Raw genomic sequence first — 14,634 nt, 5'->3', positions numbered from 1 at the left:
GAAGTCGGTGCCGACACGGGAAAGGTTGGATGACTGGCGGGGTAGCGTCAATGAATCGGACCAGGTTCGCCGGTTCGCCCACGTCACCCGGTTCAGTCGAAGGACAGTCCGCCGGTGCGCGTCCGCTTCAGCTCGAACAGATCGGGGTGCGTGGCCAACACCCGGAAACTGTCGAAGAGTTCGGCCGCCTTCGCACCGCGCGGGATGGCCCGCAGCACCGGGCCGAACCACACCGTCCCGTCGACATGCAGGGTGGGCGTCCCCACGTATCCGCCCGACTCCTCCTCGACGCCCGCCTCATGACTGCGGCGCACGGCGTCGTCGTAGGACGGATCGTGGGCGGCGGCGGCCAGTTCGGCGGGGAGGCCGAGTTCGGCGAGGGATTCGGCGATGACGGCGTCGAAGTCGTCGTAGCGCCGCTCGTGGATGCGGATGCCGAAGGCCGTGTAGAGGTCCCGGAGGACCTTGTCGCCCCGCTGTTCGGCGGCGGCCACGGCGACGCGGACGGGGCCGATCGACTTGTCGACCAACTCCCGGTACCAGTCGGGGAGTTCGTTGCCGATGTTGTGGAGGTGGAGGCTCATCGCGTGGAAGCGGAGGTCGAGCGGGCGCTCGCGCTCGACCTCCAGCAGCCAGCGGGAGGTGATCCAGGCGAAGGGGCAGGCGGGGTCGAAGTAGAAGTCGATGCGGACCGGGTTGTCCTGCTTCGTGTCGTGGCTCATACGGAGAACGCTAGCCGCCGATTGGGCTGGCCACTCGACCCAATCGGCCCCTTTCTCACTGGTCCACTTTGCCCGTGGCCTTCTGTCGCGGGTCCCGTCCGCTGGACGCGAGGGCGCGGTCGAACACGGGGGCGTCGTCCGGCACGGGCACCGGGTCGGCGAAGCCGTCGTACTGGCGGTAGAGGTCGCCGTGCTTCTCGACCACGTCGAGGACGAGGCGCGCGGCGCCGTCCGAGACCCGGTACTCCTGGCCGGTGGCCGTGGCGACGTCCCAGCCGTGCACCGCCAGCTCCTTGATGATCATCGAGGCGAGTTCGTCGGCCGGCATCTTCGCCATGCCGAGGTCGACCTCGCCCTCCCACACGGCCGGGTCGGCCCAGGCGGCGACGGCCCGGTCCAGCTGGGCGGCGTACGCCTGAGCCCAGTCCGGATCGGCGGTGAAGTCGCGGGCGGTCAGTTCCTCGGAGAGCTGCTTGCGCAGGGCGCGGTGCTCCAGGCCGTGCGAGGTGTAGAGGACCCAGTGGTTGACCATCGCACGCACGTCCCAGTCGGGGCAGTGCGTCGGGTCGTCCAGCTGCGCCGTCGTGACACCGCGTGCGACGCGGGCCGCCTCGGCGGCGCATTCGATCATGTACGGGTGCAGGTCGTGGTTGCTCATGCGTCCCACGCTAGGGAGCGCGCCGTCAGGACTCTTGAACAAACGCGACAGCCTCGTCGGCGAGCCGGACCAGCTCGTCGAACGGCAGCGAACCGGCCGCCCTGCGCTCGCGGGCGAAGCCGTTCGCGAGCCGTTGCAGCAGGTCGTTGAGGGGGGTGGGGACGCCGTACAGCCGGCCCAGCAGGGCGATCTCGCCGTTGAGGTAGTCGGCCTCGATGGTGCCGGTGCCCCGGTTCAGCGACTGCCAGGAGGAGCCGCCGCCGCGCGGGGCGCCGTCGATCTCCACGAGCCGGATCCTGCCTCCGCTCGCCTCCTTCTCCTCCTCGGCGCTCGCGTACGCGATACCGGCCGCGTCGAGCACGGCGGCGCCCTCGGCCCGTACGCGCCGGTAGAGGGCCAGTCCCTCCTCGCCGCCGAGCGGTCCCGCGACCGCCTCCAGCGCGTTGACGAGGTTGCCCAGCAGTTTGGCGTACTGCCAGCGCGTCACGTCGGGTACGACCGGCGCCTCGAACCTCGACTTCTCCAGGTCGGCGGCGATCAGCCGGGCGGTCTCGTCCGTGCCGTGCGGATAGCGGCCGAGGTGCAGGATCCCGGTGAGCGGGGCGCCCTCGGCGGCGGCGACGCCTGGTTCGACGAAGGTCGCGGGCAGCCGGACGCAGACGCCGTAGACCCGGCGGAACCGGCGCAGCGCCAAGCGCTGGCTCTCCACCCCGTTCTGCGCGCAGACGACCGGCAGCCGCTCGGCAGCGCTACCGCCACCGGCCACCGGCGCCGGCCCCCAGACCGCGAGCGCGGCCTCGCTGTCCTGCGTCTTGACGGCGAGCACGAGGACGTCGCGGGGCTTCAACTCCCCCAGCTCGGCGGGTTCTTCGACCACCGGCAGCCGATACGTCGCCTCGCCGTCCGGCACCTTGAGCCGCAGCCCGTGCTCGGCCAGCGCCGCCCGCTGCGCACCCCGCGCGACCAGTACGACCTCGTGCCCCGACTCCGCCAGCCGGCCACCGATCGCACTGCCGACGGCCCCTGCTCCGATGATGATGTAGCGCATACCCGGGAGCCTCGCACAGCTGTGTGCAGCCCCCATTGACAATCTCGTGAACTCTCCACGGGCCGCTCACGGGCGCCTCGCCGGGATCGCGCTCAACTACCCGTCATCTCCACGAGTTTGAGAACCGTGTTCCAGTTGCGGGTGGTGGCGATCAGCCCCTTGTTCAGGCGCGGCCGGGACAGTTCCACGGCGAGCTTGGAGCGGCCGAGGCCGTCGGGGGCGTAGAGGTACAGGGCACGGTCGCCGAGGCGGAACTCCTCGGGGAGGTGGGCGGCTTGGTCGAGTTCCGCGAAGCGGTCCTCGCCGGGCGGTGCCGAGTAGTACGTGACGTGGAGCTGCTTGGCCTCCAACTCGGCAGCGGGGTATGGACAGTTCTCGGCGATCGCCTTCAGGTAGGCGTGGTCGCGGACGATGACGTCGACCGTGAACCCGAACCGCCCCTCGATCGCCTGCGCGAGTTCCACCGCGAGCGACTCCTCGTCCCCGCTGCCGCTCGCGAACACGGCCTGCCCGCTCTGCAGATAGGTGCGGACGCCGTCGTGTCCGAGGCCTTCCAGGAGCGTGCGCAGCTCGGCCATCGGGAGCCTCTTGTTGCCGCCCACGTTGATTCCGCGCAGGAGCGCCGCATACGTCGTCGTCATCCGCACACCATAGGGCGGCCTTCGTGCCCCATGGGGGTGGGCACGAAGGCCTCGGAAACTCTGTCCGATGAGGTGGGCGCGGATCAACACCCACAGGCACACCTCCAGGCACCTGTGACTTGTTCAACAAGGTTTCGTAATAACAAAGCGGGCCCAGGCCGACGCATCGGACACCCTGATCACCACCCCCGAGCCGCCCGGATAGATGTAAGGGGCCGCGGTCCTCCCCAGTGGTGAGGGCCCGGGGTCCGTGCGGAGGAGCCGCGCCCCCGGTACTTCACCGGTCAGCACGAGGAGACGTTCTTATCCCGCGCATACCTTCGAACCATGAGGTGGCGGCAGGGGGCTGTCACCGTGCACAAGGGGGCAAGCCCGTCATGGGGAACGGAGATTCGCGGGTGCGGGGCCTCGCCGCCCGAGCCGGCGGCTGGAGCGCCCGGCACCGGTGGGCCGCGGTCGGCATCTGGGTGCTGTTCGTGGTTCTGGCGATGGGAATCGGTTCGGCGGCGGGCCGTGTCGATGTCAACGAGAGCGACCAGCTGAAGGGCGAGACGCACACCGCCGCCACGATCATCGACGACGCCGGGATCAAGGAACCGGCCGGTGAGACCATCCTGATCCAGTCGAAGGACGGGTCGGTCACCTCCACGGACAGCGAGTTCCGCACCGCGGTCACCGCCGTCGTCACGGCCGTCGAGGGGACCGGCAGGGTCACCGACGTGACCTCGCCGTACGACACGAAGACGATCTCGAAGGACGGCCGGAGCGCGCTCGTCCAGTTCGACATGCGGGGCGACGCGGACACCGCCGGTGACCGGGTGGAGCCGGTGCTGAAGGCCGTGGCCGGGGTGCAGAAGGACCATGGCTCGCTGCGGATCGAGGAGATCGGCGGCGCCAGCATGGCGAAGCAGTACAAGGACGCGTTCGGCGACGACTTCAAGAAGGCGGAGTACTCCGCCGTCCCCGTGGCCCTCGGTATCCTCCTCATCGCCTTCGGCGCGCTGGTCGCGGCGCTGCTGCCGGTGGCGCTGGCCCTCACCGCGATCATCGCGACGATGGGCCTGATGGGCATCGTCAGCCATGTCCAGCCGATGAGCGACACCGCCAACTCCGTGATGCTGCTTGTGGGGTTGGCCGTCGGCGTCGACTACTGCCTGTTCTATCTGCGCCGCGAACGCGAGGAGCGCGAGGCCGGCCGCGACGCCGGGGCCGCGCTGCGCGTCGCCGCCGCGACCAGTGGCCGCGCCATCATCGTCTCGGGTGTCACGGTGTGCGTGGCGATGGCGGGCATGCTGTTCACCGGGCTCGCCCAGTTCGAGGCGATGGGCCTGGCCTCGCTGATGGTCGTCGCGGTCGCCATGGTCGGCTCGGTGACCGTACTGCCCGCGCTGCTCTCGCTGTTGGGCGAGCGGGTCGAGAAGGGCCGCATCCCGTTCCTGCGCCGGCGCAGCCGCCGGGGCAACGGCGAGAGCCGGTTCTGGACCGCCGTCCTGAAGGGCGTCCTCGCCAAGCCGCTCGTCTCCGTCCTCGTGGCGGCCGGCGCGCTGCTCGCGATCGCCGCGCCCGCGGTCGACATGAAGACCCAGAACCTCACCCTGGACCAGGAGTTCGGCAACTCCCTGCCGATCGTGGGGACTTACAACCGCGTCAACGACGCCTTCCCCGGCGGCTCCGAACCGGCCGAGGTGGTCGTCAAGGCGAAGGACATCAACGCACCCGAGGTCAAGCAGGCGTTGGCCGACTTCAAGGCCCAGGCGGTCAGTTCGGGTGCCTCGCGCGGCCCGGTCGACATCAAGCTGCACGACACGCAGAACGTCGCCTTCGTCTACGTCCCGCTCGTCGGCGGCTCCGACCAGGACAAGGCCGCGAAGAGCCTGGAGAAACTGCGCGACGACGTACGGCCCGCCACTCTCGGCAAGGTCGACGGCGTCCAGGCGCCGATCACCGGACAGGTCGCCGGTTCGCAGGACTTCAACGACCAGCTCCTCGGATCGGTCGTCCCGGTCTTCGCGTTCGTCGTGGTCTTCGCCTTCCTGCTGATGCTGCTGTCGTTCCGCTCACTGACGGTCGCGATCACGTCGATAGCCCTCAACCTCCTCTCGGTGGGCGCGGCCTACGGCATCCTCGTCGCCGTCTTCCAACACGGCTGGGGCGCCTCCCTGGTGGGCGCGGAGGGCGTCGGCGCCATCGTCACCTGGCTGCCGCTGTTCCTCTTCGTCATCCTGTTCGGCCTGTCGATGGACTACCACGTGTTCGTCGTCTCCCGCATCCGCGAGGCACACCTGCGGGGCCGTACGACACAGGACGCGATCCGGCACGGCGTGGTCACCACGGCCGGCGTCGTCACCAGCGCCGCCGTCATCATGGTCGCCGTCTTCGCGATCTTCGGCACGCTGTCCATGCAGTCCATGAAGCAGATGGGCGTCGGCCTCGCCGCCGCCGTCCTCATCGACGCCACGGTCATCCGGGGCGTCCTGCTCCCCGCGGTGATGGCCTTGCTCGGCGAACGCAACTGGTACCTCCCGAAGTGGCTCCACCGCCTCCCCGACCTCACCCACGACGAGTCCCCGGAGCCGATCCCGTCCGCGGTGGCGGGTGAGGGCGAGCGCCTGCGGGTGTAACTCCCTCCGACTGAGGGCCTGTTGGTATCCCCGGGGGAACCAACAGGCCCTCACCCCTGTCCTACGACTGTTCTACGACGCCTCCTACGACGTCAGCACCGCGTGGAGCCGTAGCCAGTGGTCCGGGGACACCTCGCCCACCAGGACGCGTGGATCGAGGCGCGCCGTACGGAACGCGGTGTCCACGTGCCGCCTCGGGTGTGCCCGGCGCAGCGAAGCGTGCAGCGAGCCGCCCAGCCCCGAGAACCCCAGCTCGACCAGGTGCCGCCAACTGCCCAGCGCGGCAGGTTCGATCAGCGGTGTCCGGCGCCGCTCGATCCGTACGATCCCGGCGTCGACGCGCGGCACGGGGCTGAACCGGCGCCGGTCGACCCGTCCGACCAGCCGCCACTCGTGGCGAGGCCAGCTGCGTACCGTCAGCAGGGTCCAACTCCCGTAGTCCCCGGTGCGTTTACGGGCGTACTCCAGCTGGGTGAGGAGGGTGGCGTCGGTGAGGGTGGGGGCGCGCAGGCACCAGTCGACGATGTCGGCGGTGCGCGAGAAGGGGACGTTCCCGGCGACGGAGAACGGGGTGCGTGGGGGCTGAGTGTCCATGAAGTCCCCGGCGATGACCTGGACTTGGGGTGTCGTGGCGAAGCGGGTGCGGAGCTTCGGGACGAGTCGGGGGTCGATCTCGTGGGCGTGGAGTTCGTGGCAGCGGGGGGCGAGCCTCGCGGTCAACGCGCCTTTCCCCGCGCCCACTTCGAGGAGGAGCGGTACTTGCCGTCCACGCGGGACGGCGAGGCGGGCGACGTATTCGGCGGTGGCGCGGTCGGCGAGGAAGTTCTGCGAGAGCGCGCGGGAAACGTGGGTGGGGCGGGCCATGGCCTGCGGTCCTTGTCTTCCGTGAAGGGCATAGGGGCAGACGAAGGCCCCGACCGGAAGAACAGGGAGAAGAGTCAGCGGGCGTGCGCGCCCGGGCCGGTCAGGGCACCGGGGCCGCGGCGCATGCGGATCGCATACGTGCAGCTCCGGCCGAGACCGGAGTTCGTGATCGCGTTGGCGGCTGACATGCGGGGAACGCTAGGGCGTTCGCGTGGGGTGTGGCAACGGGATTTCGTACTGGGAGGCGCCGTCCGGGGAGGGTGGTGCGGTTGTTCGGCGGGTGCGGGTCGGTGGGGGCTGGTCGCGCAGTTCCCCGCGCCCCTAAAGGCCTCATCTCACCGTTGGTATCTCGCCAGTACCAAGTTGCCGTCCTTCTGGAGGCGTTGGCGCAGCTCGGTCAAGGTGATCGCGCCGCTGTAGTACTCCTGGAACGCCGGAGTCGCCACCTTGTCCTTCCACTCCGGGTAGCCGCGTACGGACTGTGCGGGTGCGGAGGTGAGGTCGTCGGCGAGGGCGGTGCCGGTGGCCCAGTCGTCCTTGGTGGTGTGCAGGGCGGGGTCCTTCAGTGCCTCGGTGCCAGTGGGGAGCATCCAGTCGCCGAGGGCCAGTCGGACCATGTTCTTGGGCTGGAGCAGGAAGTCGACGAACTCGGCGGCCTCCTTCTTGTGCGGGCTGTCCTCCGCGATGGACAGGGTCTGCGGGCTGACGCCCTGGGTGAGTCCGTCGGCGCCGGCCGGGGCGGGCAGCACCTGCCAGCCGAAGCCCTTCGGCGCCTGCTGCACGATCTGCTGGCGGTAGGAGAAGCCGAGCGGGATCATCGCGTACTTCCCGCCGAAGAACCCGGGGAGCGTGTCCGAGCCGCCGCTCCCGAGGGTCGTGGGCGAGGCGCTGTGGTCCACGTCCACCTGGTCGTGGATGGTGCGCGGTACGACCTCGTCGGCCGCGTCGAAGCGGACGGTCACCTTGCCGTCCGCGCCCCGGTGGAAGAGTTCGCCGCCCGCCGACAGCGACAGGTTGAGCGTGGCGGACACGGGCTCCTTGAGCGGCCAGGCCACGCCGTACTTCCCGTCGCCGCTCAGCTGTCGGGTGATGGCTCTGAACTCCGTCCAGCTCCAGGGGTGTTCGGGGGTCGGGATGCGGACGCCCGCCTTCTTGAGCCAGGTCGCGTTGGCGATCAGCACCCTCGGCTCCTGGAGGAACGGCACGCCGTAGATCCCGTCCCCGAAGGTCGCCGTATCCCAAGTGCGCTGCGGGATCTCCGACTTGAGCCGGGCGGGGAGCAGGTCCCGAAGGTCGGCGAGGTAGCCGCCGTAGGCGAAGTCCGCGAGGTCGTCGGAGGCGTCGTGGATGATGTCCGGGGCCTCACCGCCCTCGAAAGAGGTGAGGAGTTGGTCGTGGACGCTGTCCCAACTTCCCTGTACGTACTCAACCTTGATGTCCGGGTGGGTCGCGTTCCACTCCTTCACCAACTCCTTGTTGGCGGTGACGGACTCCTCCTGCCAGGCCAGGGACTGGAAGCGGAGGGTGATCCGGCCGTTCGCCGAGCTGTTTCCGCCGCCGCCCGTGCAGCCGGCGAGGAGCAGGGTCAGGGTGAGGGCGAGGATCCATCGGGGGCGCATCAGCTCTTCACCGCCCCGGTGAGCATGCCGCCCGTGATCCGGCGTTGGATCAGCGCGAAGACGATCAGGGAGGGCAGGGTCGCGAGGAACGCGGCTGCGGCCAGCGGGCCGAGGTCGGCGACGCCCTCCGCGCCGATGAAGTGGGTGAGGACGACCGGCAGGGTCTGTTTCTCCGGGGTCTTCAGCAGGACCAGGGCGAAGAAGAACTCGTTCCACGCGGTGACGAACGCGAACAGTGCCGTCGCCACGATTCCCGGCGCGAGCAGCGGTGCCGTCACCGACACGAGGGTGCGGAGCCTCCCGGCGCCGTCGACCGCCGCCGCCTCCTCCAACTCGGCCGGTACCGCCCGTACATACCCGACGAGCATCCACAGCGCGAACGGCAGCGACCACACCACGTAGACCATCACCAGTCCGGCCAGGGAGTCGATCAGCCGCAGGTTCTTCAGCACCAGGAACAGCGGGATGATCACCAGCACGAACGGGAACGCCTGGCTGACCACCACCCACCCGGTGGCGGCCCGCGCGAGTGCCGTACGGCTGCGGGCCATGACCCACGCCATCGGTGTCGCGATCACCACGGCGATCAGCGCGGCCCCGAGCGCCGCGAGCAGGGAGTTCAACGCGGCGCGCAGCAGCGGCTGTTCGTCGAAGGCCTGGCGGAAGTTGGCGAGGGTGGGATGCCGGGGGATCCAGGTGGGGTGCAGACTGCCCAGCTCCTGCGGCGATTTGAAGGCCGTGGAGATCAACCAGAGGAGGGGGAAGGCGAGGAAGACGAGATACGCGAGCAGGGCTGCGTACTGTCCGGCGCGGGCCGTGACACTGGTCTTCACGAGTCCTGTCCTCCCCTCAGCCGGCCTACGAGGAAGACGGCCAGGAGCACCGAGATCACCGCGACCATCACGCATCCCATCGCCGCCGCGTACCCGAACTGGCCGTAGCGGAACGCCTCTTCGTAGGCGAAGAGCATGGGCAGCCGGGTGCGGCCGCCGGGTCCGCCGTTGGTCAGGACGTAGACCAGGGCGAACGAGTTGAAGTTCCAGATCAGGTTGAGCGCCGTGATCACCAGCGCCACGGGTCTGAGCGCGGGCCAGGTGACCGTGCGGAAACGGCGCCAGGCGCCGGCGCCGTCGACGGCCGCCGCCTCGTGGAGTTCGCGCGGGGTGTTCTGCAGTCCGGCGAGCAGGGCGACCGTCGTCTGGGGCATGCCCGCCCAGACGCCGACGACGATCACGGCGGGCAGCGCGGTCGTCAGGCTGCTGAGCCAGTCGCGGCCGTTGCCGAGGCCGAAGTCGTGCAGGGTCTCGTTGAGGATGCCCGCGTCCGGGTTGTAGACGATCCGCCACATGATGCCGACGACCACCTCGGGCATCGCCCACGGGACGATCGCCAGCGCCCGGGCGAGCCATCGCAGCCGCAGGTCCTGGTTGAGCAGCAGGGCGAGGCCGAGGGCGAGCAGGAACTGCGGTACGGTCACCCCGATCGCCCACGCCAGCCCGATGCGGAACGACTCCCAGAACAGCGTGTCGTGCAGCAGGTCCCGGAAGTTGAGACCGCCGATCCACTGGGTGGGCGCGGTGCGGCCCGACTGGGAGTCGGTGAAGGCGAGCAGGACGCCGTAGAGGAGCGGGCCGACGCTGAGCACGAGGATCGGGATCAGCGCGGGCAACACCAGGAACCAGGCCGCGTGGTCGGAGCCGTGCCGCTGCCGGCCCCGGCCCGGCGCGCGGCTCGACGGCCTCCTCACCTCCGTCACCGATACCCCCGTCACCGATGTCATGGAATCAGCCCCTTTGCGCGACCCGGTCGGGCCCCGTCATGGTCGTGAACCCCTTGTGCCTCGTCAAGGCACCTCGCATGCCGTCCCACCTGTGCGAATGGGACACTGGCCGTCGGATGGCGGGAACCCGACGCCGTACGCAGACGCACAGGAACCACACGGAGGCGGACGATGGACGAGGCACGGGCCCGGGACGTACTGGCCGCGGCGGACGTACTGCCCGGCCCGGCACGGGACGCGCGGCTCCTCGCCCTCGGCGAGAACGCGGTGTTCGCCGCCGGTGACCTGGTCGTCAAGGTGGGCCGCGACGCCGAACTCCTCGACCGCGCCCGGCGCGAGCTGGATGTCGCGCTGTGGCTGGCCGACGCGGGCGTGCCGGCGGTGCGGGCCGCCGACCCGAACCCGCGGCTGGTCGAGGGACATCCGGTGACCGTGTGGCACCGACTGGCCGATTCCGTACGCCCCGCCGAGGCCCGGGATGTGGCCGAACTGCTACGCCTCGTCCACGCGCTCCCCTCCCCCTCCTTCGAACTCCCGCCCCGCGAGCTGCTGGGCGGTGTGGAGCGCTGGCTGCGGCTGGCCGGTGACGCGATCGACCCGGCGGACGCGGCGTATCTGCGGGAGCGGCGGGACGGCTTCGCGGCTGCGGCAGCCGCCCTCACGCCGCACCTGTCGCCGGGGCCGATCCATGGCGACGCGTTGCCCCGCAATGTGCACGTCGGGCCGGACGGTCCCGTCCTGGTTGATCTGGAGACCTTCTCCGTGGATCTGCGCGAGCACGATCTGGTGGTGATGGCTCTGTCCCGTGACCGCTATGCCTTCCCGGCCCGGGCGTACGACTCGTTCACCGAGGCGTACGGGTGGGACGTGCGGGAGTGGGATGGTTGCTCAGTGCTGCGTGGCGCTCGGGAGACGGCCAGCTGTGCGTGGGTCGCGCAGCATGCGCCTGGCAACCCCGAGGCGTTGGGCGAGTTCGAGCGCCGGGTGGGGTCTTTGCGGGACGGGGACGAGACGGTGCGGTGGTTTCCGTTCTGAGCGCCTACTGAACAGGGATCACCTGTATTCGGGCGACCGCGGGTCCGTTGTGGCTGGTCACGCCCACGCGGCGGAGCCGCATATCGATACAGCCCCGCGCCCCTTTGGGGCGCTGCCCCTCGGGGCGCTCCCAGAAGGCCCCGGGTTCAGACCGTCTCGTCCGCCAACTCCCGCAGCGGCCACGTGCCGTCTACCACCGCGTCCTGGTCGCCCTTGCGGCGCAGGAAGCTCTGGAAGTCGGCGGCCCATTCCGCGTACCACTCGATCTGGCGGCGGTGCAGTTCCGCCGGGCCGAGGGCCGCGACCTTGGGGTGGCGGTCGGCTATCGCGCCGGCCAGCCGGGCGGCGGCGAGGGCGTCGGCGGAGGCGTCGTGCGCGGAGTCGAGGACCACGCCGTACTCCTGGCAGACCGCTTCGAGGTTGCGCTTGCCTCGGCGGTAGCGGTCGACGGAGCGGTCGATCGTGTACGGGTCGATGACCGGGGCGGGGTCGATGCCGCCCAGGCGGTCGCGCAGGGACGGCAGTCCGTGCCGGCGCAGCTCGGCGGAGAGCAGGGTGAGGTCGAAGGCCGCGTTGTAGGCGACGACCGGGACGCCCGTCTTCCAGTACGTCACGAGGACGTCCGCGATCGACTCGGCGACCTCGTCGGCGGGGCGGCCCTCGGCGGTGGCCCGCTCATTGGTGATGCCGTGCACCGCGACGGCGTCCGCCGGGATCTCCACGCCGGGATCCGCCAGCCACTCCCGGCGGCCTATCTGCCGTCCGCCCCTGACCTCGATGACCGCGCCCGTGACGATGCGCGCCTCGCGCGGCTCGGTCCCCGTCGTCTCCAGGTCGAAGCCGATGAGCAGCTCCTGGTGCCAGGCCATGACGGCCCCCCTTCTCGGTGGTGCTTTCCCCCAGTGGTCTCCACGATCGCATGAGCCACTGACAATCCGAGGACCGCGTTCCGCTTACGCCGGACCGGGCCCGGGACAGGTCAGGACACCGGTCGCGAATCCGCCCACATCTGCTCGAACTCATCGCGATAGGTGGGGAAAAGTGCGCTGTCATCCATTTCGTCCGACTTCACGAGCCGGCTTCCGTTCCGGAGCACGAGCACCGGCGCCTCCATGCCGCGCGTGCGGCGCAGATAGGACTGCACGACGGCTATGCCGTCCGAGCCGTCGCCGTCGACGAGGTACGCCGTGAAGCGGGGTGTCTCGTCGAAGACCTGGATCTCGAAGGCCCCGGGGTCACGCAGCCGGGACCGCACCCGGCGCATGTGCAGGATGTTCATCTCGACGGCGCGGCTCAACTCGCCCCGCTTGATGCCGAGTTCACGCTCGCGCCGCTTCACCGCGCTGGAGGCGGGGTTGAGGAACAGCAGGCGTACCCGGCAGCCCGACTCGGCGAGGCGGACCAGCCGGCGGCCGGAGAAGTTCTGCACGAGCAGGTTGAGGCCGATGCCGATGGCGTCGACGCGACGGGCCCCGCCGAAGATGTCCTCGGCCGGGAACTGCCGCATCAGCCGCACCCGGTCGGGGTGGACGGCGACCACGTCCGCGAACCGGTCGCCGATCAGCTCCTCGACGGCGTCGACGGGCAGCCGGCGCGCCGAGGGCACGTCGCTGCCGGCGCCGAGGGTCTCCAGGAGCTTCGCGGAGGCCCGCTCGGCCTGGTTGAGGACGGCCTCGGACAGGGCGCGGTTGCGGGAGACGACGTTGCGGGTCACTTCCAGTTCGTCCAGGGCGAGTTCGACGTCCCGGCGCTCGTCGAAGTACGGCTCGAAGCACGGCCAGTGCTGCACCATCAGCTCGCGCAGCTGCGGCAGGGTCAGGAAGCTGATGACGTTGTCGTCGGCCGGGTCGAGCAAGTAGCCCTTGCGGCGGCTGACTTCGCGTACGGCGACCGCGCGCTGCACCCACTCCTGGCCGGCCGGACCGGCCGCGGCGACCACCCACTCGTCGCCGTGGACGGGTTCGTAGATGGGACGCAGGACGGCGGCCACGACCGCGCGCAGCCGCTGTTCGACCAGGTTCAGCCAGATGTAGGCGCGGCCGGCTCGCTGGGCGCGCGTACGCACCTCGCGCCAGGCGTCGGCGTCCCAGTCCAACTCCGGCCCAATGGAACCAGCCGCGTCCATCGGACGTGCCAGGGACACCGCGCCGGGCGGGACTTCTGCGGAGTTCCCCTCGTGACCCTCGTCACCAGGGGGCAACTCCAGCCCTCCCGAGCCCACCCGTGCACCGCCTTCCGCTCCCCCGAGCTCTCCCCAGTCTCAACGATCAAGGAAGGGTACTCCGGGACCGGTCGGCGGTGCAGCCGGATGGACAGGGTCGTTTCTCAACTTCCGCCGTTCACATTGCCGTTCTGGTTCGCGAGCGCGGCCGGAGTGAGCGGATTCATAGCGGTGACGTCACGCGGGGCGATGGAGAATCCCTGCCAGTGGACCGGCATCGGCTGCTGGTCCTCGTCGCGGGCGATGTGGTGGAAGCCGACGTTCACCCAGACCACGGGCTGGGTGAGGGTCTGTCCGTCGACCCACTTGTCGACCGACTTCGGGTGCCCCGCACCGCAGTTGGGCAGGTTGTCGCTGGCGAACTGCTCGCACTTGTTGTACTGGGTGAAGTACACGTCGTGCTGGGTGAAGCTGCGGCCCGGGTACTTGGTGGTGGGGCCGGGGACTATCTCGTAGGACCGGGCGTGGTTGTCCTTGTTCTTGCCGGTCGCGCTGACAATGCGCCACCAGCGCATGTTCTTGGCGTCGCCCGCGAGTTCCTTGGTGACCTTGGTCAACGTGGTCTTGTTCGTGGGCGTGTTGGCGCCGTGCGTGGTGACCGCGGAGTCGTACTGCTCGACGCGGCCCTTGGAGGAGCCGTCCAGCGCGAAGTCCAACTTCCAGAAGACGTCGTGCTGGTGGCTCGTCGCGTACGCCGTGGCGCCCTTGCCGAGCGGCCAGCCGCGGCCGTCGCCCGCGTCGTAGTCGTAGGGCGAAAGGCTGCCGGTGGCACCGACGTTCATGTTGATGGTGCCGTCGTCCTGGAAGCGCCACTCGGTGATGTACTCGTACCAGCCGACCTGGTTGACGGTGTAGACGAGGAAGTCCTTGCCCTGGGTCTGGTAGACCTTGTTGGCGCTGTCGCCCTGCATGCGGAAGGCGTGGCCGCGCGAACGGGTCGTCGTACAGAGGCCCTTGACGTTCGGGTGGGCCGGGTCGATGGCGTCGGGGACCTTCACCGTCTTGACGGTGCCGCCGGGACACTCGCCGGGCGCCATGTTCATCAGGCCCGTGCCGAAGCCGTACTGGGTGAGGTCGCTGTACTCGTTCTTGCCGTCGTCGTACGGCACATGGATCTGGGCGAGCTTCGCGTCGGCGAGCACCTTGATGGGCGCGGCCTCGCCGGGCGGCTGGTAGGAGATGTTCTCCAGGACGAGGCCGGCCTCGCGCTCGTAGTGCCAGCACATCCGCCAGGTGGTGCCGGTGGAGAGCTTCTGCTCGATGGTGTAGGCGGCGCTGCAGCCGGGGGCGGCGGCGCTCGGGGCGGCCTTCGGCTGGGCGACGGCCGGGCCCGCGCCCGCGGTGGCACCGGCGGCCAGGGCGGCCACCGTGAGGGCCACGGCCCCCCGCCTGCGGGCACGGCTGACTCTGTTGACGCGCATGAAG

13 protein-coding genes are annotated in these 14,634 nt (G+C 70.1%); 2 read left to right on the top strand and 11 right to left on the bottom strand.

Going from position 1 to position 14,634, the window contains the following annotated elements:
* Positions 1–92: 92 nt before the first annotated feature.
* The 4 genes from ACIQBL_RS07555 to ACIQBL_RS07540 all read right to left on the bottom strand — a co-directional run bounded on the left by ACIQBL_RS07555 (position 93) and on the right by ACIQBL_RS07540 (position 3,069).
* On the bottom strand, positions 93–722 hold the full coding sequence (locus ACIQBL_RS07555; protein ID WP_401937948.1) for a DsbA family protein: 630 nt from the start codon (positions 720–722) through the stop codon (positions 93–95).
* Positions 723–777: 55 nt separating this feature from the next.
* Entirely contained in the window at positions 778–1,380 is a 603-nt protein-coding gene (locus tag ACIQBL_RS07550; protein WP_401937945.1) for a TIGR03086 family metal-binding protein, read from the bottom strand.
* 25 nt (positions 1,381–1,405) lie between these two features.
* Positions 1,406–2,428: a ketopantoate reductase family protein gene (locus ACIQBL_RS07545; RefSeq protein ID WP_401937943.1), complete on the bottom strand. Its 1,023-nt coding sequence runs from the start codon at positions 2,426–2,428 to the stop codon at positions 1,406–1,408.
* 92 nt (positions 2,429–2,520) lie between these two features.
* Positions 2,521–3,069, bottom strand: a complete 549-nt coding sequence (locus ACIQBL_RS07540; RefSeq protein ID WP_401937940.1) for a DUF1697 domain-containing protein — start codon at positions 3,067–3,069, stop codon at positions 2,521–2,523.
* A gap of 377 nt (positions 3,070–3,446) precedes the next feature.
* Between ACIQBL_RS07540 and ACIQBL_RS07535 the strand changes: the two genes are divergently transcribed.
* Positions 3,447–5,690, top strand: a complete 2,244-nt coding sequence (locus tag ACIQBL_RS07535) for an MMPL family transporter (protein ID WP_401937938.1) — start codon at positions 3,447–3,449, stop codon at positions 5,688–5,690.
* A gap of 84 nt (positions 5,691–5,774) precedes the next feature.
* On the opposite strand, the gene erm is transcribed toward ACIQBL_RS07535, so the two are convergent.
* The 4 genes from erm to ACIQBL_RS07515 all read right to left on the bottom strand — a co-directional run bounded on the left by erm (position 5,775) and on the right by ACIQBL_RS07515 (position 9,953).
* Positions 5,775–6,554, bottom strand: a complete 780-nt coding sequence (gene erm / locus ACIQBL_RS07530) for an ErmE/ErmH/ErmO/ErmR family 23S rRNA (adenine(2058)-N(6))-methyltransferase (protein ID WP_401937935.1) — start codon at positions 6,552–6,554, stop codon at positions 5,775–5,777.
* A gap of 335 nt (positions 6,555–6,889) precedes the next feature.
* Positions 6,890–8,173 carry an ABC transporter substrate-binding protein gene (locus tag ACIQBL_RS07525; RefSeq protein WP_401937933.1) on the bottom strand — a complete coding sequence of 428 codons (1,284 nt, stop codon included), beginning with the start codon at positions 8,171–8,173 and terminating at the stop codon, positions 6,890–6,892.
* Positions 8,173–9,006, bottom strand: coding sequence for a carbohydrate ABC transporter permease (locus ACIQBL_RS07520; RefSeq protein ID WP_401937931.1), 834 nt, complete (start codon positions 9,004–9,006; stop codon positions 8,173–8,175). Before ACIQBL_RS07520 ends, ACIQBL_RS07525 begins: the two co-directional genes overlap by 1 nt.
* A complete protein-coding gene (locus ACIQBL_RS07515; RefSeq protein WP_401937929.1) occupies positions 9,003–9,953 on the bottom strand; it encodes a carbohydrate ABC transporter permease in 951 nt (316 codons plus the stop codon). The genes ACIQBL_RS07520 and ACIQBL_RS07515 overlap by 4 nt, the downstream gene beginning before the upstream one ends.
* Positions 9,954–10,124: 171 nt before the next feature.
* On the opposite strand from ACIQBL_RS07515, the gene ACIQBL_RS07510 reads away from it, so the two are divergent.
* Positions 10,125–10,988 carry a phosphotransferase enzyme family protein gene (locus ACIQBL_RS07510; protein ID WP_401937927.1) on the top strand — a complete coding sequence of 288 codons (864 nt, stop codon included), beginning with the start codon at positions 10,125–10,127 and terminating at the stop codon, positions 10,986–10,988.
* Between the two features lie 146 nt (positions 10,989–11,134).
* Here the strand turns inward: ACIQBL_RS07510 and ACIQBL_RS07505 are convergent, their stop codons facing one another.
* From ACIQBL_RS07505 to ACIQBL_RS07495, 3 genes are all read right to left on the bottom strand, one after another.
* Positions 11,135–11,857 (bottom strand): 3'-5' exonuclease, encoded by a 723-nt coding sequence (locus tag ACIQBL_RS07505; RefSeq protein WP_401937924.1) that lies wholly within the window; start codon positions 11,855–11,857, stop codon positions 11,135–11,137.
* Between the two features lie 110 nt (positions 11,858–11,967).
* Positions 11,968–13,209, bottom strand: a complete 1,242-nt coding sequence (locus ACIQBL_RS07500) for an SAV2148 family HEPN domain-containing protein (RefSeq protein WP_401937921.1) — start codon at positions 13,207–13,209, stop codon at positions 11,968–11,970.
* Between the two features lie 104 nt (positions 13,210–13,313).
* Complete coding sequence (locus tag ACIQBL_RS07495; protein WP_401937919.1) at positions 13,314–14,630, bottom strand: copper amine oxidase; 1,317 nt, start codon at positions 14,628–14,630, stop codon at positions 13,314–13,316.
* Between the last annotated feature and the right edge of the window lie 4 nt (positions 14,631–14,634).

This window comes from Streptomyces sp. NPDC088350, assembly GCF_044753545.1.
GTDB lineage: Bacteria > Actinomycetota > Actinomycetes > Streptomycetales > Streptomycetaceae > Streptomyces.
This window is presented reverse-complemented; position numbering and strand designations above follow the sequence as displayed.

Excerpts from the sequence above, each read along its gene's own strand:
- ACIQBL_RS07555 (WP_401937948.1), bottom strand. The coding sequence starts at position 722 with ATGAGCCACGACACGAAGCAGGACAACCCGGTCCGCATCGACTTCTAC.
- ACIQBL_RS07550 (WP_401937945.1), bottom strand. The coding sequence starts at position 1,380 with ATGAGCAACCACGACCTGCACCCGTACATGATCGAATGCGCCGCCGAG.
- ACIQBL_RS07545 (WP_401937943.1), bottom strand. The coding sequence starts at position 2,428 with ATGCGCTACATCATCATCGGAGCAGGGGCCGTCGGCAGTGCGATCGGT.
- ACIQBL_RS07540 (WP_401937940.1), bottom strand. The coding sequence starts at position 3,069 with ATGACGACGACGTATGCGGCGCTCCTGCGCGGAATCAACGTGGGCGGC.
- ACIQBL_RS07535 (WP_401937938.1), top strand. The coding sequence starts at position 3,447 with ATGGGGAACGGAGATTCGCGGGTGCGGGGCCTCGCCGCCCGAGCCGGC.
- erm (WP_401937935.1), bottom strand. The coding sequence starts at position 6,554 with ATGGCCCGCCCCACCCACGTTTCCCGCGCGCTCTCGCAGAACTTCCTC.
- ACIQBL_RS07525 (WP_401937933.1), bottom strand. The coding sequence starts at position 8,173 with ATGCGCCCCCGATGGATCCTCGCCCTCACCCTGACCCTGCTCCTCGCC.
- ACIQBL_RS07515 (WP_401937929.1), bottom strand. The coding sequence starts at position 9,953 with ATGACATCGGTGACGGGGGTATCGGTGACGGAGGTGAGGAGGCCGTCG.
- ACIQBL_RS07510 (WP_401937927.1), top strand. The coding sequence starts at position 10,125 with ATGGACGAGGCACGGGCCCGGGACGTACTGGCCGCGGCGGACGTACTG.
- ACIQBL_RS07505 (WP_401937924.1), bottom strand. The coding sequence starts at position 11,857 with ATGGCCTGGCACCAGGAGCTGCTCATCGGCTTCGACCTGGAGACGACG.
- ACIQBL_RS07495 (WP_401937919.1), bottom strand. The coding sequence starts at position 14,630 with ATGCGCGTCAACAGAGTCAGCCGTGCCCGCAGGCGGGGGGCCGTGGCC.